Source organism: Alkalihalobacillus bogoriensis ATCC BAA-922, from assembly GCF_000621445.1.
GTDB lineage: Bacteria > Bacillota > Bacilli > Bacillales > Bacillaceae_F > Bacillus_AO > Bacillus_AO bogoriense.
On record NZ_JHYI01000023.1, the window covers coordinates 1 to 22,945 of the forward strand.

Annotated in this window: 24 protein-coding genes; 14 read left to right on the plus strand and 10 right to left on the minus strand. The window is 35.4% G+C overall.

Translation table 11 applies throughout. The features are described 5' to 3' along the window. On the plus strand, positions 1-231 hold a 231-nt coding region (locus tag T323_RS26505; protein ID WP_051556476.1), incomplete at its 5' end, for a transposase. A gap of 230 nt (positions 232-461) precedes the next feature. Here the strand turns inward: T323_RS26505 and T323_RS0110450 are convergent. Beyond that, positions 462-818, minus strand: a complete 357-nt coding sequence (locus T323_RS0110450) for a YuzC family spore coat inner layer protein (protein WP_026673234.1) — start codon at positions 816-818, stop codon at positions 462-464. 85 nt (positions 819-903) lie between these two features. Then, on the minus strand, positions 904-2,904 hold the full coding sequence (locus T323_RS0110455; RefSeq protein WP_026673235.1) for a hypothetical protein: 2,001 nt from the start codon (positions 2,902-2,904) through the stop codon (positions 904-906). 153 nt (positions 2,905-3,057) lie between these two features. Here T323_RS0110455 and T323_RS0110460 point away from each other — a divergent pair, with 153 nt between their 5' ends. Further along, positions 3,058-3,702 (plus strand): HAD family hydrolase, encoded by a 645-nt coding sequence (locus T323_RS0110460; RefSeq protein WP_026673236.1) that lies wholly within the window; start codon positions 3,058-3,060, stop codon positions 3,700-3,702. 108 nt (positions 3,703-3,810) lie between these two features. Here T323_RS0110460 and T323_RS0110465 read toward each other — a convergent pair whose 3' ends face one another. Continuing rightward, the gene (locus T323_RS0110465; RefSeq protein ID WP_026673237.1) at positions 3,811-4,719 is read right to left on the minus strand and encodes an SDR family oxidoreductase; all 909 of its coding nucleotides are present in this window, start codon (positions 4,717-4,719) and stop codon (positions 3,811-3,813) included. 307 nt (positions 4,720-5,026) lie between these two features. Here T323_RS0110465 and T323_RS27945 point away from each other — a divergent pair, with 307 nt between their 5' ends. From T323_RS27945 to T323_RS0110480, 3 genes are all read left to right on the plus strand, one after another. Then, positions 5,027-5,614: an ArsR/SmtB family transcription factor gene (locus T323_RS27945; RefSeq protein ID WP_051556477.1), complete on the plus strand. Its 588-nt coding sequence runs from the start codon at positions 5,027-5,029 to the stop codon at positions 5,612-5,614. 2 nt (positions 5,615-5,616) lie between these two features. Beyond that, positions 5,617-6,858, plus strand: coding sequence for an MFS transporter (locus tag T323_RS0110475; protein WP_026673238.1), 1,242 nt, complete (start codon positions 5,617-5,619; stop codon positions 6,856-6,858). 75 nt (positions 6,859-6,933) lie between these two features. Next, a complete protein-coding gene (locus T323_RS0110480) occupies positions 6,934-7,443 on the plus strand; it encodes a GNAT family N-acetyltransferase (RefSeq protein ID WP_026673239.1) in 510 nt (169 codons plus the stop codon). A gap of 6 nt (positions 7,444-7,449) precedes the next feature. Here the strand turns inward: T323_RS0110480 and T323_RS0110485 are convergent, their stop codons facing one another. After that, positions 7,450-8,352 carry a DMT family transporter gene (locus tag T323_RS0110485; protein WP_026673240.1) on the minus strand — a complete coding sequence of 301 codons (903 nt, stop codon included), beginning with the start codon at positions 8,350-8,352 and terminating at the stop codon, positions 7,450-7,452. 425 nt (positions 8,353-8,777) lie between these two features. On the opposite strand from T323_RS0110485, the gene T323_RS0110490 reads away from it, so the two are divergent. Next, positions 8,778-9,851 carry a branched-chain amino acid aminotransferase gene (locus tag T323_RS0110490; protein WP_026673241.1) on the plus strand — a complete coding sequence of 358 codons (1,074 nt, stop codon included), beginning with the start codon at positions 8,778-8,780 and terminating at the stop codon, positions 9,849-9,851. 243 nt (positions 9,852-10,094) lie between these two features. Then, a complete protein-coding gene (locus tag T323_RS27950; protein WP_051556478.1) occupies positions 10,095-11,066 on the plus strand; it encodes a DUF3994 domain-containing protein in 972 nt (323 codons plus the stop codon). A gap of 246 nt (positions 11,067-11,312) precedes the next feature. On the opposite strand, the gene T323_RS0110500 is transcribed toward T323_RS27950, so the two are convergent. Continuing rightward, the gene (locus tag T323_RS0110500) at positions 11,313-11,579 is read right to left on the minus strand and encodes a hypothetical protein (RefSeq protein ID WP_026673242.1); all 267 of its coding nucleotides are present in this window, start codon (positions 11,577-11,579) and stop codon (positions 11,313-11,315) included. Between the two features lie 156 nt (positions 11,580-11,735). Here T323_RS0110500 and T323_RS26520 point away from each other — a divergent pair, with 156 nt between their 5' ends. Beyond that, complete coding sequence (locus T323_RS26520; RefSeq protein ID WP_051556479.1) at positions 11,736-13,694, plus strand: tripartite tricarboxylate transporter permease; 1,959 nt, start codon at positions 11,736-11,738, stop codon at positions 13,692-13,694. Between the two features lie 222 nt (positions 13,695-13,916). On the opposite strand, the gene T323_RS0110510 is transcribed toward T323_RS26520, so the two are convergent. Continuing rightward, the gene (locus tag T323_RS0110510; protein WP_026673243.1) at positions 13,917-14,111 is read right to left on the minus strand and encodes a hypothetical protein; all 195 of its coding nucleotides are present in this window, start codon (positions 14,109-14,111) and stop codon (positions 13,917-13,919) included. A 104-nt stretch (positions 14,112-14,215) separates the two neighbouring features. After that, the gene (locus tag T323_RS0110515) at positions 14,216-15,193 is read right to left on the minus strand and encodes a tripartite tricarboxylate transporter substrate binding protein (protein WP_051556480.1); all 978 of its coding nucleotides are present in this window, start codon (positions 15,191-15,193) and stop codon (positions 14,216-14,218) included. A gap of 264 nt (positions 15,194-15,457) precedes the next feature. On the opposite strand from T323_RS0110515, the gene T323_RS0110520 reads away from it, so the two are divergent. Together T323_RS0110520 and T323_RS0110525 are read left to right on the plus strand one after the other, a co-directional pair. Further along, the gene (locus T323_RS0110520) at positions 15,458-16,657 is read left to right on the plus strand and encodes an MFS transporter (RefSeq protein ID WP_180320847.1); all 1,200 of its coding nucleotides are present in this window, start codon (positions 15,458-15,460) and stop codon (positions 16,655-16,657) included. A 100-nt stretch (positions 16,658-16,757) separates the two neighbouring features. After that, positions 16,758-17,618 (plus strand): MBL fold metallo-hydrolase, encoded by an 861-nt coding sequence (locus T323_RS0110525; RefSeq protein ID WP_026673246.1) that lies wholly within the window; start codon positions 16,758-16,760, stop codon positions 17,616-17,618. Positions 17,619-17,662: 44 nt separating this feature from the next. Here the strand turns inward: T323_RS0110525 and T323_RS0110530 are convergent, their stop codons facing one another. Further along, the gene (locus T323_RS0110530) at positions 17,663-18,013 is read right to left on the minus strand and encodes a DnaJ family domain-containing protein (RefSeq protein WP_051556481.1); all 351 of its coding nucleotides are present in this window, start codon (positions 18,011-18,013) and stop codon (positions 17,663-17,665) included. A gap of 155 nt (positions 18,014-18,168) precedes the next feature. Here T323_RS0110530 and T323_RS0110535 point away from each other — a divergent pair, with 155 nt between their 5' ends. Beyond that, the gene (locus T323_RS0110535; RefSeq protein ID WP_026673248.1) at positions 18,169-18,432 is read left to right on the plus strand and encodes a hypothetical protein; all 264 of its coding nucleotides are present in this window, start codon (positions 18,169-18,171) and stop codon (positions 18,430-18,432) included. A 172-nt stretch (positions 18,433-18,604) separates the two neighbouring features. Continuing rightward, entirely contained in the window at positions 18,605-19,897 is a 1,293-nt protein-coding gene (locus T323_RS0110540) for an MEDS domain-containing protein (RefSeq protein ID WP_026673249.1), read from the plus strand. 64 nt (positions 19,898-19,961) lie between these two features. Here the strand turns inward: T323_RS0110540 and T323_RS0110545 are convergent, their stop codons facing one another. Both T323_RS0110545 and T323_RS0110550 read right to left on the minus strand, forming a co-directional pair. Continuing rightward, positions 19,962-21,002: a hypothetical protein gene (locus T323_RS0110545; RefSeq protein WP_026673250.1), complete on the minus strand. Its 1,041-nt coding sequence runs from the start codon at positions 21,000-21,002 to the stop codon at positions 19,962-19,964. Further along, positions 20,986-21,531, minus strand: a complete 546-nt coding sequence (locus T323_RS0110550; RefSeq protein ID WP_051556482.1) for an RNA polymerase sigma factor — start codon at positions 21,529-21,531, stop codon at positions 20,986-20,988. Before T323_RS0110550 ends, T323_RS0110545 begins: the two co-directional genes overlap by 17 nt. Positions 21,532-21,693: 162 nt before the next feature. On the opposite strand from T323_RS0110550, the gene T323_RS0110555 reads away from it, so the two are divergent. Both T323_RS0110555 and T323_RS26525 read left to right on the plus strand, forming a co-directional pair. After that, complete coding sequence (locus T323_RS0110555; protein WP_026673252.1) at positions 21,694-22,473, plus strand: carbon-nitrogen hydrolase family protein; 780 nt, start codon at positions 21,694-21,696, stop codon at positions 22,471-22,473. A 236-nt stretch (positions 22,474-22,709) separates the two neighbouring features. Continuing rightward, on the plus strand, positions 22,710-22,919 hold the full coding sequence (locus T323_RS26525; protein WP_035178418.1) for a hypothetical protein: 210 nt from the start codon (positions 22,710-22,712) through the stop codon (positions 22,917-22,919). Positions 22,920-22,945 lie beyond the last annotated feature (26 nt).

Genomic DNA, 22,945 nt, shown 5'->3' on the forward strand with positions numbered 1-22,945 from the left:
AACGAAAAATGGGAACAACAAAAAGAATACGTAAGACAACAGCTTTCAGAAGAGAAAACGGGTGAAATCTACGGTAGGCGTAAAACCGATGTGGAACCAGTTTTCGGATTTTTGAAGGCTAATTTGCATTTCACTCGTCTGTCAGTGAGAGGCAAAGAGAAGGTGAAAAATGAATTAGGGTTTGCCTTCCTGGCGGTGAACTTGAGAAAGTACATTGCCAGGAGCGGCTAATATGATAATAATCCATCTAACGCTCCAACTAAAAAGGTTCCGAACATCATCTTTGGATGTTCGGAACCTTTTTCAATTATTTCTGGCTAGTTATGTCCCAGCCTCTTTTCAACATTAATGAGGGAGTATAAAAAATTTGGTATAGCAGTGAAGCTTTGAAAGCTTACTCTAGAAGAGCGAAGGCTCCGCACTTCGCTTGAAAAGTAAAGAAGATCCCACGCTTTTCTTCATTACCCCCAGCGTAAATTCATCGTTAATGTACAACATCGTGGTAATCCTTCAGCATCCTCAAATAAGGTAAATGTGACACCAGTCGGAGTAAATGTTGTATTTACTTCAGTTGGTACACCTATTTCTCGAATGATTCGATCGACGGTGTCACGGTCTCCTTCTTGAGCAGAGTACATGATTTGGTACATGAGGTCTTGGGATGATGCTAGACTTGTCACTAAACGGTTCCCGTGTTGGATTAATTGTTGATACTTTGATAATGACGTTTCAAATAATGCAATGTTCACAGGAGGGTAAGGATACTCATTTTGTCGGTAATATCGAGGAACATACGGATAGTAATAATAATAGCTCACAGTATGCCTCCTTAGGAGTATTTTGCTGCCATTATAACGTATGTCATTCCATCCTATTGGGTGAATAACCTAAACTTGATTACTACTATTTAATTTGTTTATCATTATGGTAAAATACGACTTTTCCGGTATATTCTACATCTTTTTCTCCAAACCGATAAGAATGATTAAATTCTGGAATTGGAAAATATTCGTATGTGAAATAATGGTATTCACCTGTGAAATCCCAATCAAATAATCTAGGTTTAACAGCTTTTTCAATTTTCATATATACTTCATCATAACCATAATTTTCCATTGTTTCTTTTGGAAGTACATTGTCATACAAATAAATATACAAAACATTAGGGTCAAATTCATCTTTGCGCATCTTATAGCCATTTAAAGCATGTCCTGGAAGGGAGACCGTAATAATTTGTCCATTTTGAAAAAGTTGTTCAATTTCATCCAAAACAGTAACACGATTAGCATGAAACTCTGGCCATCTTAATCGTAGGTCATTCGCATGGATCCATTGAGTTTCTAACATCGAAACTAATGTAGAGTCAGGCTCCGGTGTTTTATCTGGGTCAACTTTTTCGTTAGGGTTATACTGCATTTCAATTGTAGTATCGTTTAATTGATAAGCATATAAATGTCCATCTTGCAAAAAAGGATACATATCTTTTTTATTCGTTAAATCATAACCGATATCATCATAATCCACATTTGGATTAAGTTTCTCATTAAGTTTAATTAAAAAAGATGAAGCAGAAAAATCTAATTTTTCTTCAATGGACGCACCGTTATATATTCTTTCGGCAACTCGAGCGAATCCAGCACAGATTCCGCTACTCCCTTTTATAGTACTAATGTTTGAAAAGCTAAAGGCATGGTAATCTATTCGAAAGCCTGAATCGATAACTAGTTGATCAGGATAAAGGTCGTTATATTCACTTTCGCTTTCATCCTCATCTTTTATTTCTTCGTTCTCATGTTCAGGAGCGTCATGGATCCATGGAATTGCAGTTTCTAACGCAAGATCATAGTTTCCGTGAACTTGTCCGTAATCAATAAACCCACCTTTTCGTAGAGGATTGTCTTCTGGCATTTTAACAAAGTTGGAGTCAAGTTTAGAAAACAATCCCTGTACGGTGTTAGCTGATATTTTTCCAATTCGTTGAAAAGACAATTCTGCTACTCCCCACTCTTCATTTGGAATTGTTTCCACCATGTATTCATCAGAATTTTTTCCTTGAACTTCAAATATATACACTTTATGCCCCCAACCGAGGAAACGTTCTGTAAGCTCAAAGCCAGAGAAACGAAAATATAGAAATTCTTTTTTGTGTGCTTCATCGTCGGCTAGTAATAAAATAGGGTAACGCAAATTAAAGGAAAATGAAATTTCATTAAGATCTTGATTATGTTCTTGATTGTCGATTTTTATTAATTTTCGGTCTTCAAAATGAAAGTAATAAGCGGTTATTTTTTCTTTATCTTCTTCAGAATCTGAATATGAGATGGTGATTTGTCCATCATATCCTAGAACACGAACGGGTGTTTGAAGCGGATTGAACATTTGATTAAACTTACTGTTATAATAAGGTTCAATAAAAGCATAATACTTGTCATTTAAGTTTGTGGTGTGAAGTGTTACACCTAATCCTTCATCTTCAATAACAAAAGGTTCGATGTTTGTTATTGGTTCATGAGGGTCAAGTCCTTCCATAATTTTTACTAAGTCACTAATGCCGTCATCGGCTGAAGAATAAACAGTTGGATCTAGATTGTATTTATGGATAGCGTCATAATCTGAAATGCCATTACCACTAGAATCCCATTCATAAGGATCTAAGCCTAACTCCACTTTTTCACCATATGTCATTCCATCATCATTGACATCGATGTCCCATAGCTCTTCTTCCATATCCTCGGGCATGAGTGTTCCTGCGTGTTCGGTATAGTCAAAAACCGTTTTTTCAAATTCTTTTTTTAATTTATACTCCTGATATTTTACGTAACCGAATAAGGATAAAAGAATAATGGCTACGATGATAATGAATATCAGAAAAGCTTTCATTGTCCAACGGAAAAAAGCTTTCATTTAATACCTCCTATAAAAGTTGTGCTGTAAATAGACAAAATGTATTTTAATAGAAATATACGGAAGAAAATATAAAATGTTTCATAAATGGTAGAATTGAACTAGAATAAATAAGAGAATTAGGAAACTATGATTTTTGGAGGAGAGTGGAACATGTATAAATTTATATTATTTGATTTAGATGGGACATTAACTGACCCTAAGATTGGAATCACTTCATCTGTTCATTATGCATTGACGAAGATGGGGATAAAAGATATCGACTTATCAAGTTTAACGGCTTTTATTGGGCCACCATTGCAAGAGTCGTTTCAGTTGTTCTACTCCTTTCAACGAGAGCAAGTTCAGGAAGCCATTCATTTTTATCGAGAACGGTTTGTTCAAAAAGGAATATATGAAAATGAAATGTATAGTGGAATTGAACGATTGTTGAGTCATTTAAAAACATTAGGTTACACATTAATTGTTGCAACATCTAAACCAACAGAATTTGCTATTAAAATCGTAGAATATTTTAAAATTGATCGTTATTTTGACATGGTTATAGGAAGTCATTTAGACGGGAGGCGTACGTCTAAAGCAGAAATTATACAGTTCATTTTAGATTCATATGACCAAGAAAACAAAGCTGAGTTTATTATGGTGGGTGACCGAAAGCATGATATTATTGGGGCACACCAATGTGGAATTGATTCGTTAGGTGTATTGTACGGCTATGGAACAGAAGAAGAATTAAGAGGAGTAGAACCTACTTATATCGCTAGAAATATTGAAGAAATCAAACGATTATTTACATAGTAACAATGGAATTTACAATTTTGATTGAATTTTTCAAAGAATATTGTAAAGCATGGTAAAAACGAGTATCCTACATCGAGATACTCGTTTATTTCGTTTTTTTGTAAACTAAGAACTCGTAATTTCCCCACCATTTGGGTGTAAAATTTGGCCTGTCATATATGTCGAATCTTCAGACGCTAAAAACACAAAACTTGGTGCAACTTCAAAAGGTTGGCCCGCTCGTTTCATTGGTACTCTCGGGGTGTCCGTTCCAAATGTTTTTACATCCTCTGCCGAAAAAGAAGATGGAATAAGTGGTGTCCAAATTGGGCCAGGTGCAACACCGTTAACTCGAATATCTTTATCAGCAAGTGATAACGATAATGAGCGGGTAAAGGCATTAATGGCCCCTTTTGTTGCTGAGTAGTCTATTAGATCAGGTTCACCTTCATAGGCTGTCACAGACGTTGTATTGATAATCGAGCTTCCTGGTGCCATAAAGGGGAGAGCGGCTTTCGTTAAAAAGAAAAATGCATATATATTTGTTCGAAATGTAATATCTAGTTGATCCGCTGTAATGTCTTCGATACTTTTTTGTACATATTGAACGGCGTGATTATTGACTAAAATATCAATTTTTCCAAAGTGTTGGACAGTTTGATTCACTACTTCATAGCTCATTGTTTCATCTTGTAAATCACCTGGTATGAGTAAGCAATGACGTCCAAGTTGTTCTACTCTAGCTTTTGTCTCTTTGGCATCTTCATGTTCACATAAGTACGGAATTACAATATGAGCGCCTTCTTTTGCAAAGGCATACGCAACCGCACGACCAATTCCACTGTCGCCCCCAGTAATAATCGCAATTTTATCTTTTAATTTATGACTACCAATATAATGAGGGTTTTCTGAAATCGGTCTTGGAATCATTTTATATTCAAGACCAGGATGTTGTTGCTGTTCTTGCGGTGGAAAAGCAACAGGGACTTCTTCGCATTTTTTCTCCTTACCATAGTAATTGTAGACGGGATACATAGTAGACCTCCTGAATGCAAATGTCTTTATGTTTTATGGTAGAACGACTGAAAATGACACTGATACAGTACAATATGCAAAATGGGTATTTATCGTGCATAGAGGTAAATAGAAAATAGTGTTTTGTAAAAATAAATTACTCAAGGAAATAGTAGACACTGAAATTGGGATAACCACCAATGTTCAGTGCCTTTGTATTTTCTTACATCATTTGATTCCAAAATCATCCTTTTTAACTGTTGACATCTGGAATGTTTTAATATTATAATACGTTCAAATAAAATTGAACGTTAAAGGAGAGTAAAACATGTCAGATATTTATAAAATCACAGATATTGAACAATTAAAAGTCATCAGTGACCCAATACGAATAAAAATCGTATGGGAAATTATTGACCATGCAAAAACAGGAAAGATGATTGCCGATATTTTAGAGATGCCAGCTTCAAAAATTCATTATCATTTAAAAGAGTTAGAACGAGTTGGTTTAATTAAAGTAGTCCGAACGGAAGAAAAGAATGGCATAATCCAAAAATTTTATCAATGTATTGCCAGTCAATTCACATTTGATGATATATTGCCTCAGTCGCAACAGCATTCAGTGGCCGATAGCTTAAGAGAAAACATTACAATTTCATTAAACAAGACGGTTTCGTTAATTAAAAAAACGGAAGATGATTATTTAGAGGATTACAAAAATCAATTAATTGGGAATTTATTTGCCATTTTAGAGTTAACAGAGGATGAATTAAAAGTCATCAAAACGAAGTGGAAAGATTTAGTTGAAACAATTCAGGAGTACGGAAAGGATGAACACAAAGAAAATGCAAAGTCATACCACATAAACATGGTCGGTTTTCCAATTGAAAAAACAGAAGATGAAAGCGAGGGGTAAAGATGGAAGAAGCGGTAACACAAGAACAAAAGCAACCATCTCTTTTTAAAGAAAGAAAGTTTCTTTTATTATGGATGGCAGGCTTGTTTTCTAGTTTAAGTACGTCAATATTTATGTTTTCACAGTCTTGGTTTGTCGTTGAAACATTGCAATTAGAGGCCTCACTTGGTTTAATTTTTATCGCATCGACGATACCGAGGCTGTTATTTATGACTATCGGTGGAGTTGTGGCAGATAGAGTGAGTAAATCACTCATTATGTTTCTATCAGACATTTCTAGAGCCATCCTTGTTGTAGGATTAATAATCATGCTTTTCTTTGATGTTGTTTCTTTATGGACATTTGTCGGCTTTGCTTTAATATTTGGAGTTTTAGATGCATTTTTCTGGCCAGCCAGCGGTGCCTTTCTTCCTTCTATTGTGAAAAAGGAACAATTAACGAGAGCAAATTCTGTAGTTCAAATGACAAATCAAATGGCGATGATTTTTGGCCCGATGGTCGCAGGGTTTATTATTGTTCTTGGTGGTTATTCAGTTGTATTTGGTAGTACATCCTTGTTGTTATTTGCGGCTGCATTGTTTATTTATTTTATAAAATTAAAAGCAAAACCTCAACAAGCTGGGACAGAACTTCCTTCGTTTTTAAACTCAATTAAAGAAGGATTGGCTTATGTTAAACAAAGTCAATTCCTTACAGCGCTGTTATTAACCTCGGTGTTTTTAAACTTTTTTATCGTTGGCCCTTTAACAATGGGTTTGCCACTTTTTGTGAAAAATGTGCTCGAAGGGAGTACACTAGATTTTAGTTTTCTAGAAGGTGCCCTTGGAGTTGGAATGGTTGTTGGCTCTGTTGTTGTTGGGATATTAAATATTCGTAAAAAGCGGGGACTTGTTGCCATTGGAGCGTTATTATTACTATCTATTTCGTTTATGTTGTTAAGCACAACAACCGAATTATGGCAAAGTATGCTGATGGTCGTTTTGCTTGGGATTTCATTTTCTATCATTAATATTCCTTTAATTTCAGTTGTTCAAGATGTAGTAGAGGACCATATGATTGGAAGAGTAATGAGCTTATTGCAAATGTCCTCGTTAGGGCTAACTCCTGTTTCTTTTGGAGTAACTTCCATTGTTTTGACGATGGGTGTTCCTATCAACACGATTATGTTAACAGGGGCTTTATGTGTAATACTTGTTGCTTTTGTTGTATACTTCCGAGTTCCTGCTTTGAAGACGACAGATTGAGGAACAATGTTTTTCTTCTCAATAGGAGTTCCATCCTGTAAAATGAACTCAAAAATGAGAGAAAGGGGCTTGTAAATGAATGTCATAGTAAAAGAGATAACAACGATTGAACCGTATTTGAATGAGCTTAGTACCCTATTAATGGATGTTGTAGATGACGGGGCCTCTGTTGGCTTTTTACCGCCATTAAAAGAAAGGGAAGCCACTGAATATTGGGCTACAGTGCAAAATTCTACGGCCGTATTATTTCTAGCATTTATCGAAAACGAAGTCGTTGGAACAGTTCAACTTCAGTTGGAAACGAAAGAAAATGGAAAACACCGAGCTGAGATCGCCAAACTGATGACACACCCTCGTTTTAGAAGAAGAGGAGTCGGTCGCTTGTTAATGGAAGCGGCTGAAAATAGAGCTCGGAGCGAAAAACGAACATTACTTGTCCTTGATACGAGAAAGGGAGACCCTTCCAATGATTTATATACCGCACTTCAGTTTAAAAAAGTAGGTGAAATTCCCGAGTATTGCTTAACTGCAGACGGACAGTATGAAGCTACGGTTTATTACTATAAGCTTATCAATGATAAGTAAATGATTTTATGCACTCTTCGCATGAAGATCGCTTCTTTGTTTTTGCTGTTGGGTTAAAAACAAAAAGACACCAATTAATACAAGAACGCCCCCAATCAATTGCCAATAAACGAGCTTTTCACCAAGTAGAAGGACGGCAAGAATAGTCGCTCCGACAGGCTCACCTAGTATACTCATCGAAATCGTTGTCGCATTCATATAACGTAGCAACCAATTGTGAATGAGATGAGCAAGTGTTGGGATAATCGCTAACAAAAGAAAAAGACCCCATTCTCGACTTTCATATGAAAAGAGAGGAATTTGAGCGATAAGGTTATATCCTGTTAAAATTAAAGCTGTAAAGAAAAAGACAGAAAAACTATAAATCCAATGAGACATGTGTTGGACGACATTTTGTCCTATCATTAAATATCCAACGACAGCAATGACACTGAAAAAGGAAAGAATATCTCCTAAAATTGCTTCGTCACTTAAACCAAAATCACCCCAACCCACCATCATGGCTCCGATAATGGCGATTGTCATCGTGATGATAGCCGATGTCGTTGTTCTTTCTTTAAATATAAAAAAACCACCGATTAACGCAATAATGGGTTGCAAAGCTAGAATAATGGTTGAACTTGCCACGGTTGTCAAAGTTAAAGAAGCAAACCATAATCCGAAATGTAAGGCTAGAAAAATGCCAGAACAAAACAAAAGGTTCAACTGCGTAAAGTGAATTTGTATAATTTCTTTGCGTTTTATCCATAAAACAGGGAGTAAAAAAACGCATGCAAACCACATCCGGTACATTGCTAATATGGTCGGTGGTGCTTCTGACCATTTTACAAAAATAGCAGAAAAGGAAATGAGAATAATAGATAAAACGAGTGGAACGGTATATGATTTTTGTTCTGAATTGAACACCATAGCATTCTCCCTTCATTTGAGCAAACAAGTGAAAAATAAGCATAGTATCTAATATATTATACAAATAACAAGTCGAAAAGAAAGAATAATTTTGACGGAGTATTTGGAGTACCGTATAATATTTTTATAGATTCAGTTACATTTCCTTTTTTAAAAGATAAGAAAAACTTTGGTATAGCAAATGAAGCTGTGAAAGCTTATGCTAGAAGAGCGAAGGCTGCGCACCTGCGCGTTTCACCCCAAGAAGAGCTTGTGGTTCACTGTCAAAAGCGGGCAGGGCTCCGCTCTTCGCTTTTAAGAAAAGACGCTCCACGTTTTTCTTAAAACATGTTTTTCATAGAAACGGGTATGATACAAATAGTATCTATACATAATTGTGGCTAATGTAACGAACAAAAGTCCGGAATCGAAGGAGAATGGAAACAATGTCTAATTTTAAAAAAATTGATGTGAAGTTAACAACTGAAAAAAAGCCAAAACCAAATGCAGAAGAACTTGGTTTTGGAAGAATTTATACGGATCATATGTTTATTATGGACTACACGGAAGGACAAGGATGGCATGATGCACGTATTGTTCCTTATCAACCCGTTGTCCTTGATCCGGCTGCGAAAATCTTGCATTACGGTCAGTCTGTTTTTGAAGGGTTAAAGGCGTATTTATCTGAAAATGACGATATTATGTTATTCCGCCCAGAAAAAAATATGGAGCGTTTAAACAGGTCGAGTGAGCGTGTTTGTATTCCAGCAGTTGATGAGGAATTTGCACTACATGCGTTAACAGAATTATTAAAAATTGAAAAAGAATGGATTCCAAAAGCACAAGACACTTCCTTATATATTCGACCATTTATTTTTGCGACAGAGCCATTTTTAGGGCTAGCACCATCTAAAACATACCAATTTATGATTACGTTATCTCCTGTTGGCGCTTATTATAAAGAAGGAATGAATCCAGTAAAAATTGCTGTAGAAGAAGAATTTGTTCGTGCTGTTCCTGGTGGTACTGGTGAAGCGAAAACGGGTGGAAACTACGCAGCGAGTATCATTGCTCAAGTGAATGCAGAGAAAAATGGATTTTCGCAAGTTCTTTGGTTGGATGGAAAAGAAAAAAAATATGTTGAAGAAGTAGGAAGTATGAACGTGTTTTTCAAAATCAATGGTGACATTGTGACACCAGCGTTAAATGGAAGTATATTAGAAGGAGTTACCCGTAGTTCAATCATTGATCTTCTTCGTTCATGGGATATGACTGTAACAGAAAGAAATATTTCATTTGAAGAAGTATATGAAGCCTTTCAAAACGGCCATTTAGAAGAAGCTTTTGGGACGGGAACAGCTGCCGTTATTTCTCCAATTGGTGAATTTGGTTGGAAAAACGAGCGAATGGTGATTAATGAAGGAAAAACTGGAGAAGTCTCGAAGAAGTTGTATGACACATTAACAGGCATTCAAAAAGGGGAAATTGAAGACCTATTTGGTTGGACAAAAAAATTATAATAAGCACATAAATGAAACTGTCGAAAATTCTCGGCAGTTTTTTGTTTGTTTGTAAATATAGGATAAATTTCTCTTGTGAAACATTAAGCATATATGTAATCTTGGAAATAATGAATGGATAATTTATCCTTTGTTATTTTTGTAACTTTAGTATGAATAGAGTAGGGAAAACAAATGAATGATATTCGCTTCCTGAAAAGTAGGAAGCGAATTGTTTTGTATATAAAAAGAGGGGGAAATTAAGTGAAAGTGAAAAAAGCTTTTTTAATTTGCTGTATTGTCGTACTTCCTTATGTCTTAACAGGATGTGGATTTACCGGTGAAATATTTAAAGAAGTAGTAAATGAAGTAAAGGAAGAGATGAATTCCACAGAGGAACAGGAATCAACAGATGTACAAGAACAGGTTTTTAATACACCGCCTTTAGACAAAGAGGAGTATGTTGAGTATATCGGCTTATATCAAGAACAATTAAAAGAAGAGTTCTTTGAACTTTCTCGTTTGTTACATGATGAAAGTATGGATGATTACGTTCAAGCAAATCAAAATCAAATTGAAAAAATAACAACAATCATCAATCAATACCGTGCTTTACATGCTCCAGATGATTTTTATGATGTTCATTTTGACTATATGGTCGCAATGGATTATTTTGAAAGTGGCTTACAATCATTTGAACAAGGATTAGTGAACGGAGATGATCGTGCGATTGAAGAAGGTCTATTTGATTTAGAACAAGGTCAAAATTACTGGAATTATGCATTTGCCGTTCTTGGGCTCACTGAGGCGATTCCAATGGGAGATGGAACGATTACCTCGCAAGATTTAAAGGAACTTGATCAATTAGCTGGAATGGACCGTGACAGTGTATTGTTAAATTTATCAATTACTGGAGAAGAGTTAGTTGGCCATTGGGGATTTGAAAACGAGGATGGGTCGTTTAATACATCTATCATTCTTCATGAAGATGGAAAATATGAAGGATATAGTAACGGTGTGTATCCCGATGACAACAATGTGATGAAAGGTTATTGGTTATATCATCATTTAACACGTACTTTACATGTGTATACGGACTTAATGTTAGAAGATGGTGAATCTATTCCTGTACCAAGACCAGAAATGATCATGGATGTGCAGTTGTTTAAAGATGATCAAATATTAATGATGGACGTAGAAACATTAAACTCCTTTTTCTACACTAAGGGTGAGTAACGACTGTGTCATAAACTTTGCGGACATATGTTCCGCTATTTTTGAAAAAAGAGCTATTTTTGACAAGCTATCGGACATATGTTCCGTTATATGCATGCAAACGCGTAGGTTTCGTTGGTATTATTATAAAGTAACTGAACGTATGTCCGTTAAAAATGAAAATATCGGTGTTTTTACAGTAATAACGAAACAAATGTCCGTTCAATTAAAGGATAGCCCCTTCTTTAAATAGAGGGGGCTCAAATGTTAAAATCCCTCATCTAAATAATCCATAGTATACGGTGTTCCGCTAGCTGTATGTTCATTCACCCATTCTTGAGCTGCTTCGGAAAATTCATCCCAATGAGCCATTTGCTCTTTATGTTCTTCTAGCCAATTCATACAATATTGTGGGTCAAGATTGTGACTTTGACATGTGGCCAAAAAATGAAGCACCGTTTCTTCTGTACAGTTTTGCCAAGTTCCACAAGTTTCTTTAAAGATCGCTTGAATTTCATTTTTTGTATTTTCCATCCTCAAATTTCACCTGCCTTTCCGTTTTCGAATCCAATACAGTAACATTATGTCCGATTAAAGAAAAACAATGAAAAAGAAAGGAACTTTTTCTTCAACCAGCACATTCGTGAATTAGGTGAATATCCTATTATAATGATGGAAAGGGGGGTGTGTATGGAGTTTATAATTCAATCGTTTGAGTTCCATCATATCATCGTGTTAGTGATTGGGTTGTTGCTTGGGATTTTAGTAGGGGCTCTTCCGGGACTAACGCCAACGATGGGTGTCGCCTTAATGATTCCATTTACCTTCTCGTTAGGACCGACAGAAGGGTTAATTTTGTTAGGTGGCATTTATTGTGGAAGTGTCTTTGGAGGATCGATTCCAGCGATATTATTTAATGTGCCCGGTGCACCAGCTAATGTAGCAACGACATTTGATGGATACGAGATGACAAAACAAGGGCATTCGAGAAAGGCTCTTGAATTGGCCACGATTTCTTCAGTTATCGGTGGCTTGTTTGGAATGTTTTTACTGTTATTTTTTGCTCCGGTGTTTGCTGACTTTTCCTTAAGATTTGGACCAACAGAAAGCTTTTGGATTGCGATTTTTGGTATTACCGTTATTGCCGCCATTTCAGATGGTTCCGTTTTAAAAAACTTAATCGGCGGTGGTATTGGAATTGCATTGTCCTTTATTGGGATTAACACTGTAACAGGGACAGCTCGGTTTACATTTGGAATGGACAGTTTAGTAGGAGGCTTACATCTTGTCGCTGTATTAATTGGGTTATTTGCCTTCCCTCAAGCATTACGTCTTCTAGAAAACCTTCACCAGAAAAATTCGAGACAACCAACAAAAGAAACGAAGCAATCTTCTTCAGTAAAAGAGTCATTTCTTGATATTGTAAAAAAGCCAAAAGCCTTATTTCTTGGAAGTGGACTTGGAGCTTTTATTGGAATGATTCCTGGTGCAGGAGGAAATATCGCCAGTTTACTGGCTTATAATGAAACAAAGCGATTTTCAAAAGAAAAAGAAAAATTTGGAAAAGGACATAAAGACGGTGTTATTGCATCTGAAAGCGCGAACAATGCGATGGTCGGTGGTTCTCTTGTCCCATTGCTTACATTGGGAATTCCCGGCTCACCGACAGCAGCGATTTTTTTAGGTGGGTTGTTAATTCATGGAATTTGGCCGGGCAACAATTTATTTGTTGATCATGCGAATGTTGCCTATACGTTTTTATATAGTATGGTAGCGGCCCAAATTTTATTGTTACTATTAGCGTTACCACTTATTAAATACATGACGAAGTTAACGAATATCCCCGCATACTTTATGGCGCCTATTATTTTATCGTTTTCGATTATTGGTGCGTATACTACGCAAAACAATGTGTTTGATATTTATACGATGATTGTTATTGGGTTTATCATGTTTTTTATGCATAAAATTGGATTTTCAGCAGCGCCAATTGCTTTAGGATTTATATTAGGATCAATAGCTGAAGAGGGGCTGTTGCAAGGGTTACAAATCGGAGGCGCTCATGGTTCGGCATTTGCCTTTTTCTTTACAGGAACATGGAACGTCATTTTATATAGCCTTATTATCGCTACAATTTTAGTTTCGTTTGTGCAAAGCATGAAATCTACGAAGAATAAAAAGCTAGGGATAGTTACTAAAATGGAATGGTTTATGGCTAATGCTAAATCAGCTAATTTTGGTTGGACCTACATTTTTTTAGCCAACCTATTGTTATTGTGTATTTTTGCTATGAATGACATGGTTTTTGGACAACGAATTTTCCCGCAACTTACATTTAGTTTTATGCTCTTTTTCGTTTTATTGGCATGGTTAAAACAAATGATGACTGAAGGAAAACAGACGACCCTAAAAAATAACATAAAAAAATCAGTACTAACTTTTATTATTGCCGTCACTATCATTTGTTCACTCATTACGATTTTAAGTTTTTATGTTCAAGTGTTTCTATTAATGGTTCTCGTTCCTCTTTATATGTATTGCTATAACCGACAGGCTGTTTCTGTTAAAAAAGTGATGATAACAGCTGTGGTATTTCCGACGATGTTATATTTTGTATTTAGTTATTTATTGAATGTGCCGCTACCTTAAAATGAATCGAGCTGCCCCCTTGTTTGAGAAAGGGGGTGGATTTAATGTTGTGTTAATTGTCGACACTAACATCAGTTCCGTTATTGCGATAAAAATGAATAATATGAAATGCTAACAGACATACGTTCTTTTAATAAAGAAACCATACGATAAAAAGTTTTTCATGTTTAGCGGAACAGCTGTCCACTAATCAATTCGAACTTGTTCTTTTAGACACTATACTTACGTATTGGCTATTTTTTTATTTTTTGCTTTCCATTGTGTAAACGAATAAACTGAAAAAACAATTCCGATTATGTTTAGTAAAAGCATAAGACAATAATAAAGAGTAATATGGCCTTGTAATAAATATCCAAGATAGCGAATGCCATTTATGAGTAAAATAACGAATAAAAAGAAATATGTGTACTTATTCAAACGAGTCGTCACTCCTTAAGGATAGATACAATGATATTGTAACATATATTGTACAAGTTATTAAAAAAAGGCCACACTTTTCATGTGTGGCTGGGCTGTTACCATTATTCTATTACCCCAATAGACTGAAGCAATTGTTTGTATGTTTCTGTTCGAACTTCCATATCTGCAATAACGGCATCCCGGTCCATAATGAGCATGTCTGCTCCGGCTTGCTCCATTTCAGCTAAGAAATCTTCATCTTTTAAAATTTCCATAAATGCTAACTCTAGTGTTTCGATTACATTATTAGGAGTTCCTTGCCTTGCCGCAATCCCACGGTCAGTACTCATAACCACTTCTGGATATCCTAACTCAGCAAAAGTTGGAATATTTGGGGCAAATGAATGTCGTTCCTGTGTTGCTATTGCCAAAGGCTTTACTTCATCCCCTAATCGATAGATATCCGATAAATTTCCTGACACTACATCTGTATGACCTCCAAGTAACGAGGCGATTGCATCAGCAGCTCCTTGAAATGGTACGTGTTCTAGTTGGATGTTTGTAGAATCTTCGAGCAAAAGAGTCGCTAAATGTTGACCAACAAACAATCCTGCATTTCCTACTGTTATAGAACCAGGATTTTCTTTTGCCGTAGAAATTAAATCATCCAAGGAATCAATATCACTATCTTTATGGACAGCAAAAACGGTAGGATCCCCGCCCCAATTGACAAGTGGTTCAAATGTTTCGATTTCAAAACTTGTTTGACCTACAAGTGGTTGTGTAATAATATGTGGCAAATTATAAGCGACTAAAGTATAGCCATCTGGTTCAACAGAAGAAAAAGAATTCCACCCCACTTGACCACCACCACCAGGTTTGTTGACGATGATGAGCTCTTGACCTAAATATTCACTGGCATATTTAGAAATAATGCGAGCTTGTGTATCAGTGGCTGCTCCAGGGGAAAAAGCAACAATAAGTTGTATGCTTTTGTTAGGAAAGTCTGTTGTGTCAGTCGCTGGAGATTCGTTTGAACAACTGGCAACGAATAGTAAACAAAAACAAAAAAATAAAGAAACAATCCGTCTTATGTGCATTTGTTATACATCCTTTCTTAATCCTATCTTTTATATAGGTATGCATCTATCTTCTTTTTGCATGTTGTACTCCAAAAGATTGAGCTGCTTTTAGTAAGAGTTCATCATGATTTTCCATGTATTTTTTTGCTTCTTTTTTGCATCTTAAAGAAGAAAAGATTTTACAAAAATTGTAGGTGAAAATGAAAAAGGGGAGAGTGTAACATCTTGGCGAAGAAAAGTAAAGGATTGGTCATATTAGCAATTGGGTCGATTCCACTCATTATGACTTTAGGCAATTCAATGTTAATTCCGATATTGCCACAAATGGAAAAAGAATTAGGAATTACAGCCTTTCAAGCAAGTTTAACGATTACGATATTCTCTATTACAGCCGCCATTTCTATCCCCATATTAGGCTATCTGTCAGACCGTTTTTCAAGAAAAGCTATTATTATTCCTGCATTATCTCTTTATGGAATTGGAGGGTTATTAGCAGGGATTGCCTCTGCTTGGTTTGGAAATCCATATTTATGGATAATGGTAGGACGAGCACTACAAGGAATTGGGGCAGCTGGAACGGCTCCGATTGCCATGGCATTAACCGGAGATTTATTTAAAGGAGGCGACCAAAGTAAGGTATTAGGGATTGTCGAGGCATCCAATGGGTTTGGTAAAGTCTTATCACCGATCGTAGGATCTTTATTAGCGTTATTAGTATGGTACGGTCCATTTTGGGGGTTCCCTATATTTGTTATCATTTCTCTTTTACTCACCGCCTTTTTTGTAAAGGAAAAGAAGAAGAAAAAAGAAGCACCTCCTGTTGGAAAATATGTGAAAGGGCTATTCTCTGTTTTTAAGCATGAAGGAAGATGGTTATTTACTGCTTATCTTGCGGGGGCTACTTGTTTATTTACGTTGTTTGGTATTTTATTTTACTTATCAGATACATTGGAAACACAGTACAATATTGATGGTGTTTTAAAAGGGGCGATCCTTGCCATCCCATTGTTATTTATGATGGTTACATCTTTTACCACAGGAAGTAAAATTGGGAAAGATATAAGTCGAATGAAAAAAGTAATTATTTTTGGGTTTATCTTAATGACCGCTTCCTTTGCCACTTTAGTCTTTTTCACGAAATTGGTGCCATTTATCGCCGTCCTTGTTGGAAGTAGTATTGGGACAGGTCTAGTTCTTCCTTGTTTAAATAGTTTAATTACGGGTTCGGTAGGAGCAGCCCGGAGAGGATTTGTTACTAGTCTTTATGGTTCTGTACGTTTTTTAGGTGTTGCAGCAGGTCCACCAGTGTTTGAGTGGCTTATGAATTGGTCCCGAACAGGAATGTTTTTAGCAACGGCTGGATTAACCTTTGTGTTAGGGTTACTGTGTTTATTTCTTATTCATGTAAAAAAACCAAAAGATGATAAACATGATGGAGACCAACAAACGTTATTCCGAAAATTACAATTAGCAACAGAGTAAAGTTCCATTTTTTATCGCTTATGTTTCTACTGAATAAGAAGCATGGTAACAATGGTGCTTCTCTTTTTAAGCACACATAAAAAGAAATGAGGAATGAATCATGGACCGAGAAATGACGTATGGTGAAGACTATAAATATATTCCAACAACTTCGGTTTCAAGCGGAGAAGGGCTAGAAGTTGTGCAAGATGTCTATTGCCACACTGTACAAATTGTAAATATTTGTTTAGTTGGAAACCCAGAAACAAATGATTTTGTTTTAGTTGATGCAGGAATGCCAAAATCAGCAGATGAGATTATCAGAGCTACGGAAGAACGATTCGGAGAAGGGAGTAAGCCGAAAGCCATTATTCTTACTCATGGACATTTTGACCATGTTGGTGCAGTCATTGAACTTGTGAAGCATTGGCAAGTCCCTGTTTATGCCCACGAATTGGAAATTCCGTACATAACTGGAAAAATTAGTTATCCGAATCCTGATCCAACGGTTGAAGGTGGAATGGTCGCAAAACTATCTTCACTTTTTCCAAATGAGCCGATTAATTTAGGAGACCATGTTTCAGCTTTACCAACAGATAATACGGTTCCTCATATGCCAGGGTTCACTTGGGTTCACACTCCAGGGCATACACCGGGACATGTTTCTTTTTTCCGCGAAGAAGACCGAACTTTACTTGCAGGTGATGCGTTTGTTACAGTCAAACAAGAATCTTTGTACAGTGTATTAACACAGGAGCAAGAAATTAGTGGCCCTCCGCGCTATTTAACACCTGACTGGAAGGCGGCTTGGGAATCAGTGAAAACATTAGCTTCACTTAAACCGAATGTTGCGGTTACAGGTCATGGGCTTCCAATGACAGGGGAAAACTTGCATAAAAACCTTGATAAACTCGCGCTCGATTTTGACAAAATTGCCATACCAGACTACGGATTATTTATAGAAAACAATGTAAAGCATTAATAAAAAGGAGTTTGGACCATTTTGTTCCAACCTCCTTTTCATTTTTACAACCAGCTTGATAATTGTTTTTCAAGCGTGTCTTTGCTAACTTTCATTTTTTGTAATGGAGTTGGACAGAGTGTATTGTATTTTTTTATTTTTTTGTTTATGGTCTCTATTTTTGATTGTATTTCTTTACGTGATAGAGTTGGACGCTCCTTAATAAAGAGCTGAATATCGTTACAAATGGAATGCTGAAGTGCGAGCCATTCAGGACGATAATTTGCATGTTGAATTGTACGGTCTAACACATCCCCTTTTAAAATATGGTCAGGTAATGGTTTCCCACTTCCTTTTAATGGTCCTTCTTTCTTTTCAAAATCTTTAATCATATCCCCGAGCCAATCTCTGGACAAGATCAAAACTCCTTTCATGAAAAAGAATCACTTTTATGATAACAAGAAAAAAGTGGAAATATAATGGCAGTTTTGACAAAATGGTGAAGGTTATTTTAAGCCAAGTGTAGAACCTTAACAAATATAGGATTTTGAGCAACAAAGGTGGGGTATAGATGACAAGCGAAGACATGAGGAAAATGGTTGGGGTAACATTTACTTCATCATCCATTGGTATGTTCCTTTTATTTTTTAGTGTCCATTTAGGGACATACTTTTCAAAAAATTGGTTGGCGAATGTAGGGCAATATAATATTTTGTATGAATCAATTGTAATCACAAGTTTTATAAATATGTTTTTAATATTAGGAGGGGCACTATTACTTTTTGGTCTTTTTTTAGCGGGAATGAGTTATTTCCATTCTATTCGTCAAATGTAAATTACGTATATGACTCATTTCCTGTTATACACCTAGAGTAATTGTCCTATTCGAGTGAAGAAATTAAGGGAATAATGTTGGATTTTAGCTTCTTTTGGTGAATTTAACTTTTTTTTTCATTTGGGTGGTAGAATAGTTTTATAAAAAATAGATGCCAAACTTGGAGGTTAAAATGAAAACATTAGTCCCATTAACGAGTACATTAAAAATTGAGCAAGGTTCTCATATCTTATACTTTTATAATAAAAAGGATGAGTATATCGAGAATGCTGCTTCCTATATATTAGCTGGTATTGACCAAGGTCATCATATTGTTTTCATTGATAGTGAAGATCGCTTTGCTAAAATAAAAGAAAGACTCGGCTCTATCGATTTAAGTCATGTTCATTACGTAAATAATTATGACTTTTATGAAATGTATCAAGATTTTCATTTTGAACGGATTTTAAATAATTTATCATCCATTGTTGTTCCTTATGTTGAACATGAGTTAACGGTTCGAATCTGGGGTCATGTGGATTGGATGGAACAAGATAATATTACAAGTAAACTACATACATATGAATGCAAATGTGATATTACAATCGCAGGGTTAGGCTATACAACTGTTTGTGCTTATGATGCGGAATCAGTTCCCGCAAATATTTTATTAGAAATGATGAGAAGCCATGAATTTCTTATGACTGATAATAATATAACGCGAAGTACTCTTTATAAAACGTCGAATGAGTATAATCCTACTGCTTTCCCATCGTTATCGATTCAAACAAAGATTGATTCTGAAATTGACTTGTATAAACAAAAATTAGACTTTGTCCATGTCGTTTCCCATGAAGTACGAAATCCTTTAACGGTCATTAAAGCTTATTCTAAGTTGTTAAAAGAACAAGAGCATGATAGGGAGAGAGTTTTGCGACTTCAAGCTATTTATGATTCAGCGGTTGTAATCGATAATGAAATTTCACATATTATTACAACAGAACAAATGTTATCAACCGATGCGTTTTGGCAAAAAAATTTAATTTTTGTAAAATCGGCTGTCGACGAAGTTGTTGAAATTATGAAAATAAAAGGCCAGACACAAAATATAAAACTAGCGACTTTCATTCTTCTGAGCGGAAAAGAAATGGTCCTAAGTAACTTTATGGGTTTTAAAATGATTGTCTCAAACTTATTAAGTAATGCAATAAAATATAGTGAAGAAGGAAGTATAGTTACATTAGAGGTTTTTCAAAAGGATGAGCAGCTTATTATTGTAGTTGCGGATAACGGTGTCGGTATGACAAAAGAGCAATTAAGTAAATTATATATTAAATATGAAAAAACAAATCAAGAACAAAGTGGACAAGGCATCGGTTTGTTTATGGTTAAGAAACTTGTTGCCCACTTTGATGGTGAAATTGAAGTGGAAAGTGAAGTTGGCAAAGGAACTAAGTTTCAAGTCACATTGCCGATTATTCGATAAATCATTGCTCAAGTGAGGAGAAAGTACAACAGTCACAAATTTTTTTGTGCTGTTGTACTTTTTATTATTGAATGGGTAGCCAATTTGCCTTCCAACTTTCTCCTTCTTCGATTAATTGGAAGGTAAAGGGATGTTCACTATTTTGTGAGAGTATATAGACAATTGGATGGTCATTTTTTTCGTTATCTTCATATATGGCAAGTAGTGAATCGGAAGACTTATTCGATGTTCTTCGCATTTCATCGACATAATGTTTTTTTGATTTGTAAAGAAGAGAGCTTTCATGTTGCGTATGTAAATCATATAACATGTCATAGTCATGTTGTTGTTCTGTATAATAATAAAGCTCAACAAACTCAGTTTTTGATAGACTAGACAAAATCGAATTTAGCCCCGTTTTTTTATAAGTCGTATAAGTTTCAATGATGAGAGGGGAGAACTCATAATCTGGCATAGGATTTTGAGTTAAAATATTGTCTTGAATAAAAAAAGATTGCTCTTTTTTTGTGATTGAGTACGTAACTAGCTGATAATTATTGTCTTTTTTTGATTGATAGGCTAGCTGTACTATGATTTCATTTTCATTATGTTCAACTTCGGTAACAACAAAGGATGGAACAGAAACAATCTCGTTATAAAATTGGATAATCTCACTATAATTAACATTCTTTACACTGTATTGTTCCACCTCCTTAACATCTTGTTGTTCTATTGCTTGAAAATATGAGGTTAAGCTAGAAACAGCGAGCTTTGGCATTCCTTTTGCTAGCAGTGTTGCTTGAAGTTGAGCAAATGATCGAATTGGTTGTACTTCTTTTGAGTCGTTTTCTTCCCGTTCATCTGTTATAGGTGATATTCCAAAAAAAGATTGAAATCCATTTTTTATTGTGTCAACACCAGAAAATGAAGTAACCCATATCGTGGATATAATCGCAACAATTAGGAATGGAGCGAATTTAACGACACGAAGAATAGAGTGAGTCCGTTCGACTCTTACCGCTTTTTGACGAAGCAGTTGTTTTAATTCTTTTTTCGCTTCTTGACGCGGTTCGAAGTAAGGATGGCTTTTCAGCTTGTTTAATACGTCCTCATTCAAATGTTTCATTAGAAAAAATTCCTCCTTGTTCTGGAGATAGTAAAAGGTGTAACTGCTTTATCGCTCGGTGATAGTCAACACGAACTTTTGCTTCTTTGCAATCTAGTATTTCTGCCGTTTCTTTCGTACTTAGTTCATTAATGCCTCTCAAAATTAAAATATTACGATAATGTGGCTTTAACAAAAGTAAGGCATGTTCGATTTCTTGCCAATTTTCTTTTGCTTGTACCTCCTGTTCTGGCAAACCATCAATTGCGGCTTGTGAAGGCAATAATAAAGATGGAATAAACTGAATTATCTTCTTTCTGCGGTAATGGTCAATGGCTGTATGTTTTGCAATGGAAAGCACCCATGTTTTTATAGAAGAGTGATTTTTAAATTTTTTTAATCCTTTTAATACTTTTATAAATGTTTCTTGAGTTAAATCTTCGGCTTCATTGTGATGGTTTGTGAAGTATAAACAGTACTGATAAACGTCACGATAATATTCTTCACATATAGAATCAATTTCTTCTCTTAGTTTTTTTTCATTTTCCAAAATTCCCCCTCCTCCTATATGTCTATGTGTTTACCTTCTATTAATTTGTCGAATAAAACTTAAATATGTTTCATAAAAACAAAAATATTTTTGCTATTTTAAGCTACATGATAATAAAATAAAAGGTAGAAAATGGTCTTTATAAAATAGTGAGGTGAAAGTATGAGAATAGGGTTAGCGCAAGTTCCATTTTCATTAACTCCGCAAAACGGGTTACAAAATGTTATTTCAATGGTAGAAGAGGCCTCCAACAGGGGATGCGATATTGTTTGTTTCCCAGAATCTACTATACCAGGTCTACGTGGAGTTGGTTTTGATGTAGCCCCTTATGATCATCAATTTCAAAAGGACGCTTTAATGAAAGTGCAAAAGTTGGCGAAAATAAAAAACACGGCAATTATTTTGCCGATAGAATGGCAAAAGGAAAATAAGTTACATATAATCGCGGTTGTGATTTCAAAAAATGGTGAAATTCTTGGCTATCAAACTAAAAATCAAATTGACCCCGACGAAGATCAATTTGGCTATGAACCTGGTAGTGGTCGACAAATATTTGAGATTGAAGGTGTGAGGTTTGGAATCGTCATTTGTCATGAAGGGTGGAGGTATCCAGAAACCGTTCGTTTTGCAGCAGTAAATGGGGCTTCTATTATATTTCATCCTCAATTTACAAATGATGTTGAGAACTCAAGTTTTTATGAAAATGCGATGATTTGTCGAAGTTTGGAAAATAATGTTTATTTTGCTAGTGTGAATTATGCACTACCTAATCAACAAGTGAGCACAACATTGATTTCTCCAACAGGTCAATGCTTAGCTAAAGCTCAGCGAGAACAAAATGAATTAATTGTATTTAACATCGATCCTGTGAAAGCAACTAGAGTATTAGCAACTCGATTTAACAAACATTTAATAAAAAAGGAAACAAGTACTGACTTGTAAACGGTACTTGTTTCTTTTTTTATTTCTAATAGTTCTCTTGATATAGTGTGAGTAAGTATAATTGAACTAGAATAATAAGTTGATCTTTACCTTATTCAATGATTATCACTCAAAAAAAAGAAAATATTTTGGTAAATTACGAGAAATATTGTCTAAAATGTGAAATTAGCTATAGTTTTCCTGTATAATAAAGTTTGTCGGTCTTAAGACAATCTTACCAAAGGAGGTGTTCGTATATGGAAAATCTCCAGCCTTTCCAGTCATTTTTTAAGAGTATTAAAGAAGCGGCCGATCATATATTAGCTGTTATTAGTCAACAAATTGACGTAAATACATTTTGCGTTGCTAGCAATGACAGGAATACAAGTTTAATCTTTAGTGCTTTTCACCGAGACCATCATTTATTTGATCCAGGGACAAGCCTAGAATTTATGGATGCTTACTGAAGCATAATATTAGATGCAGGGCGTGA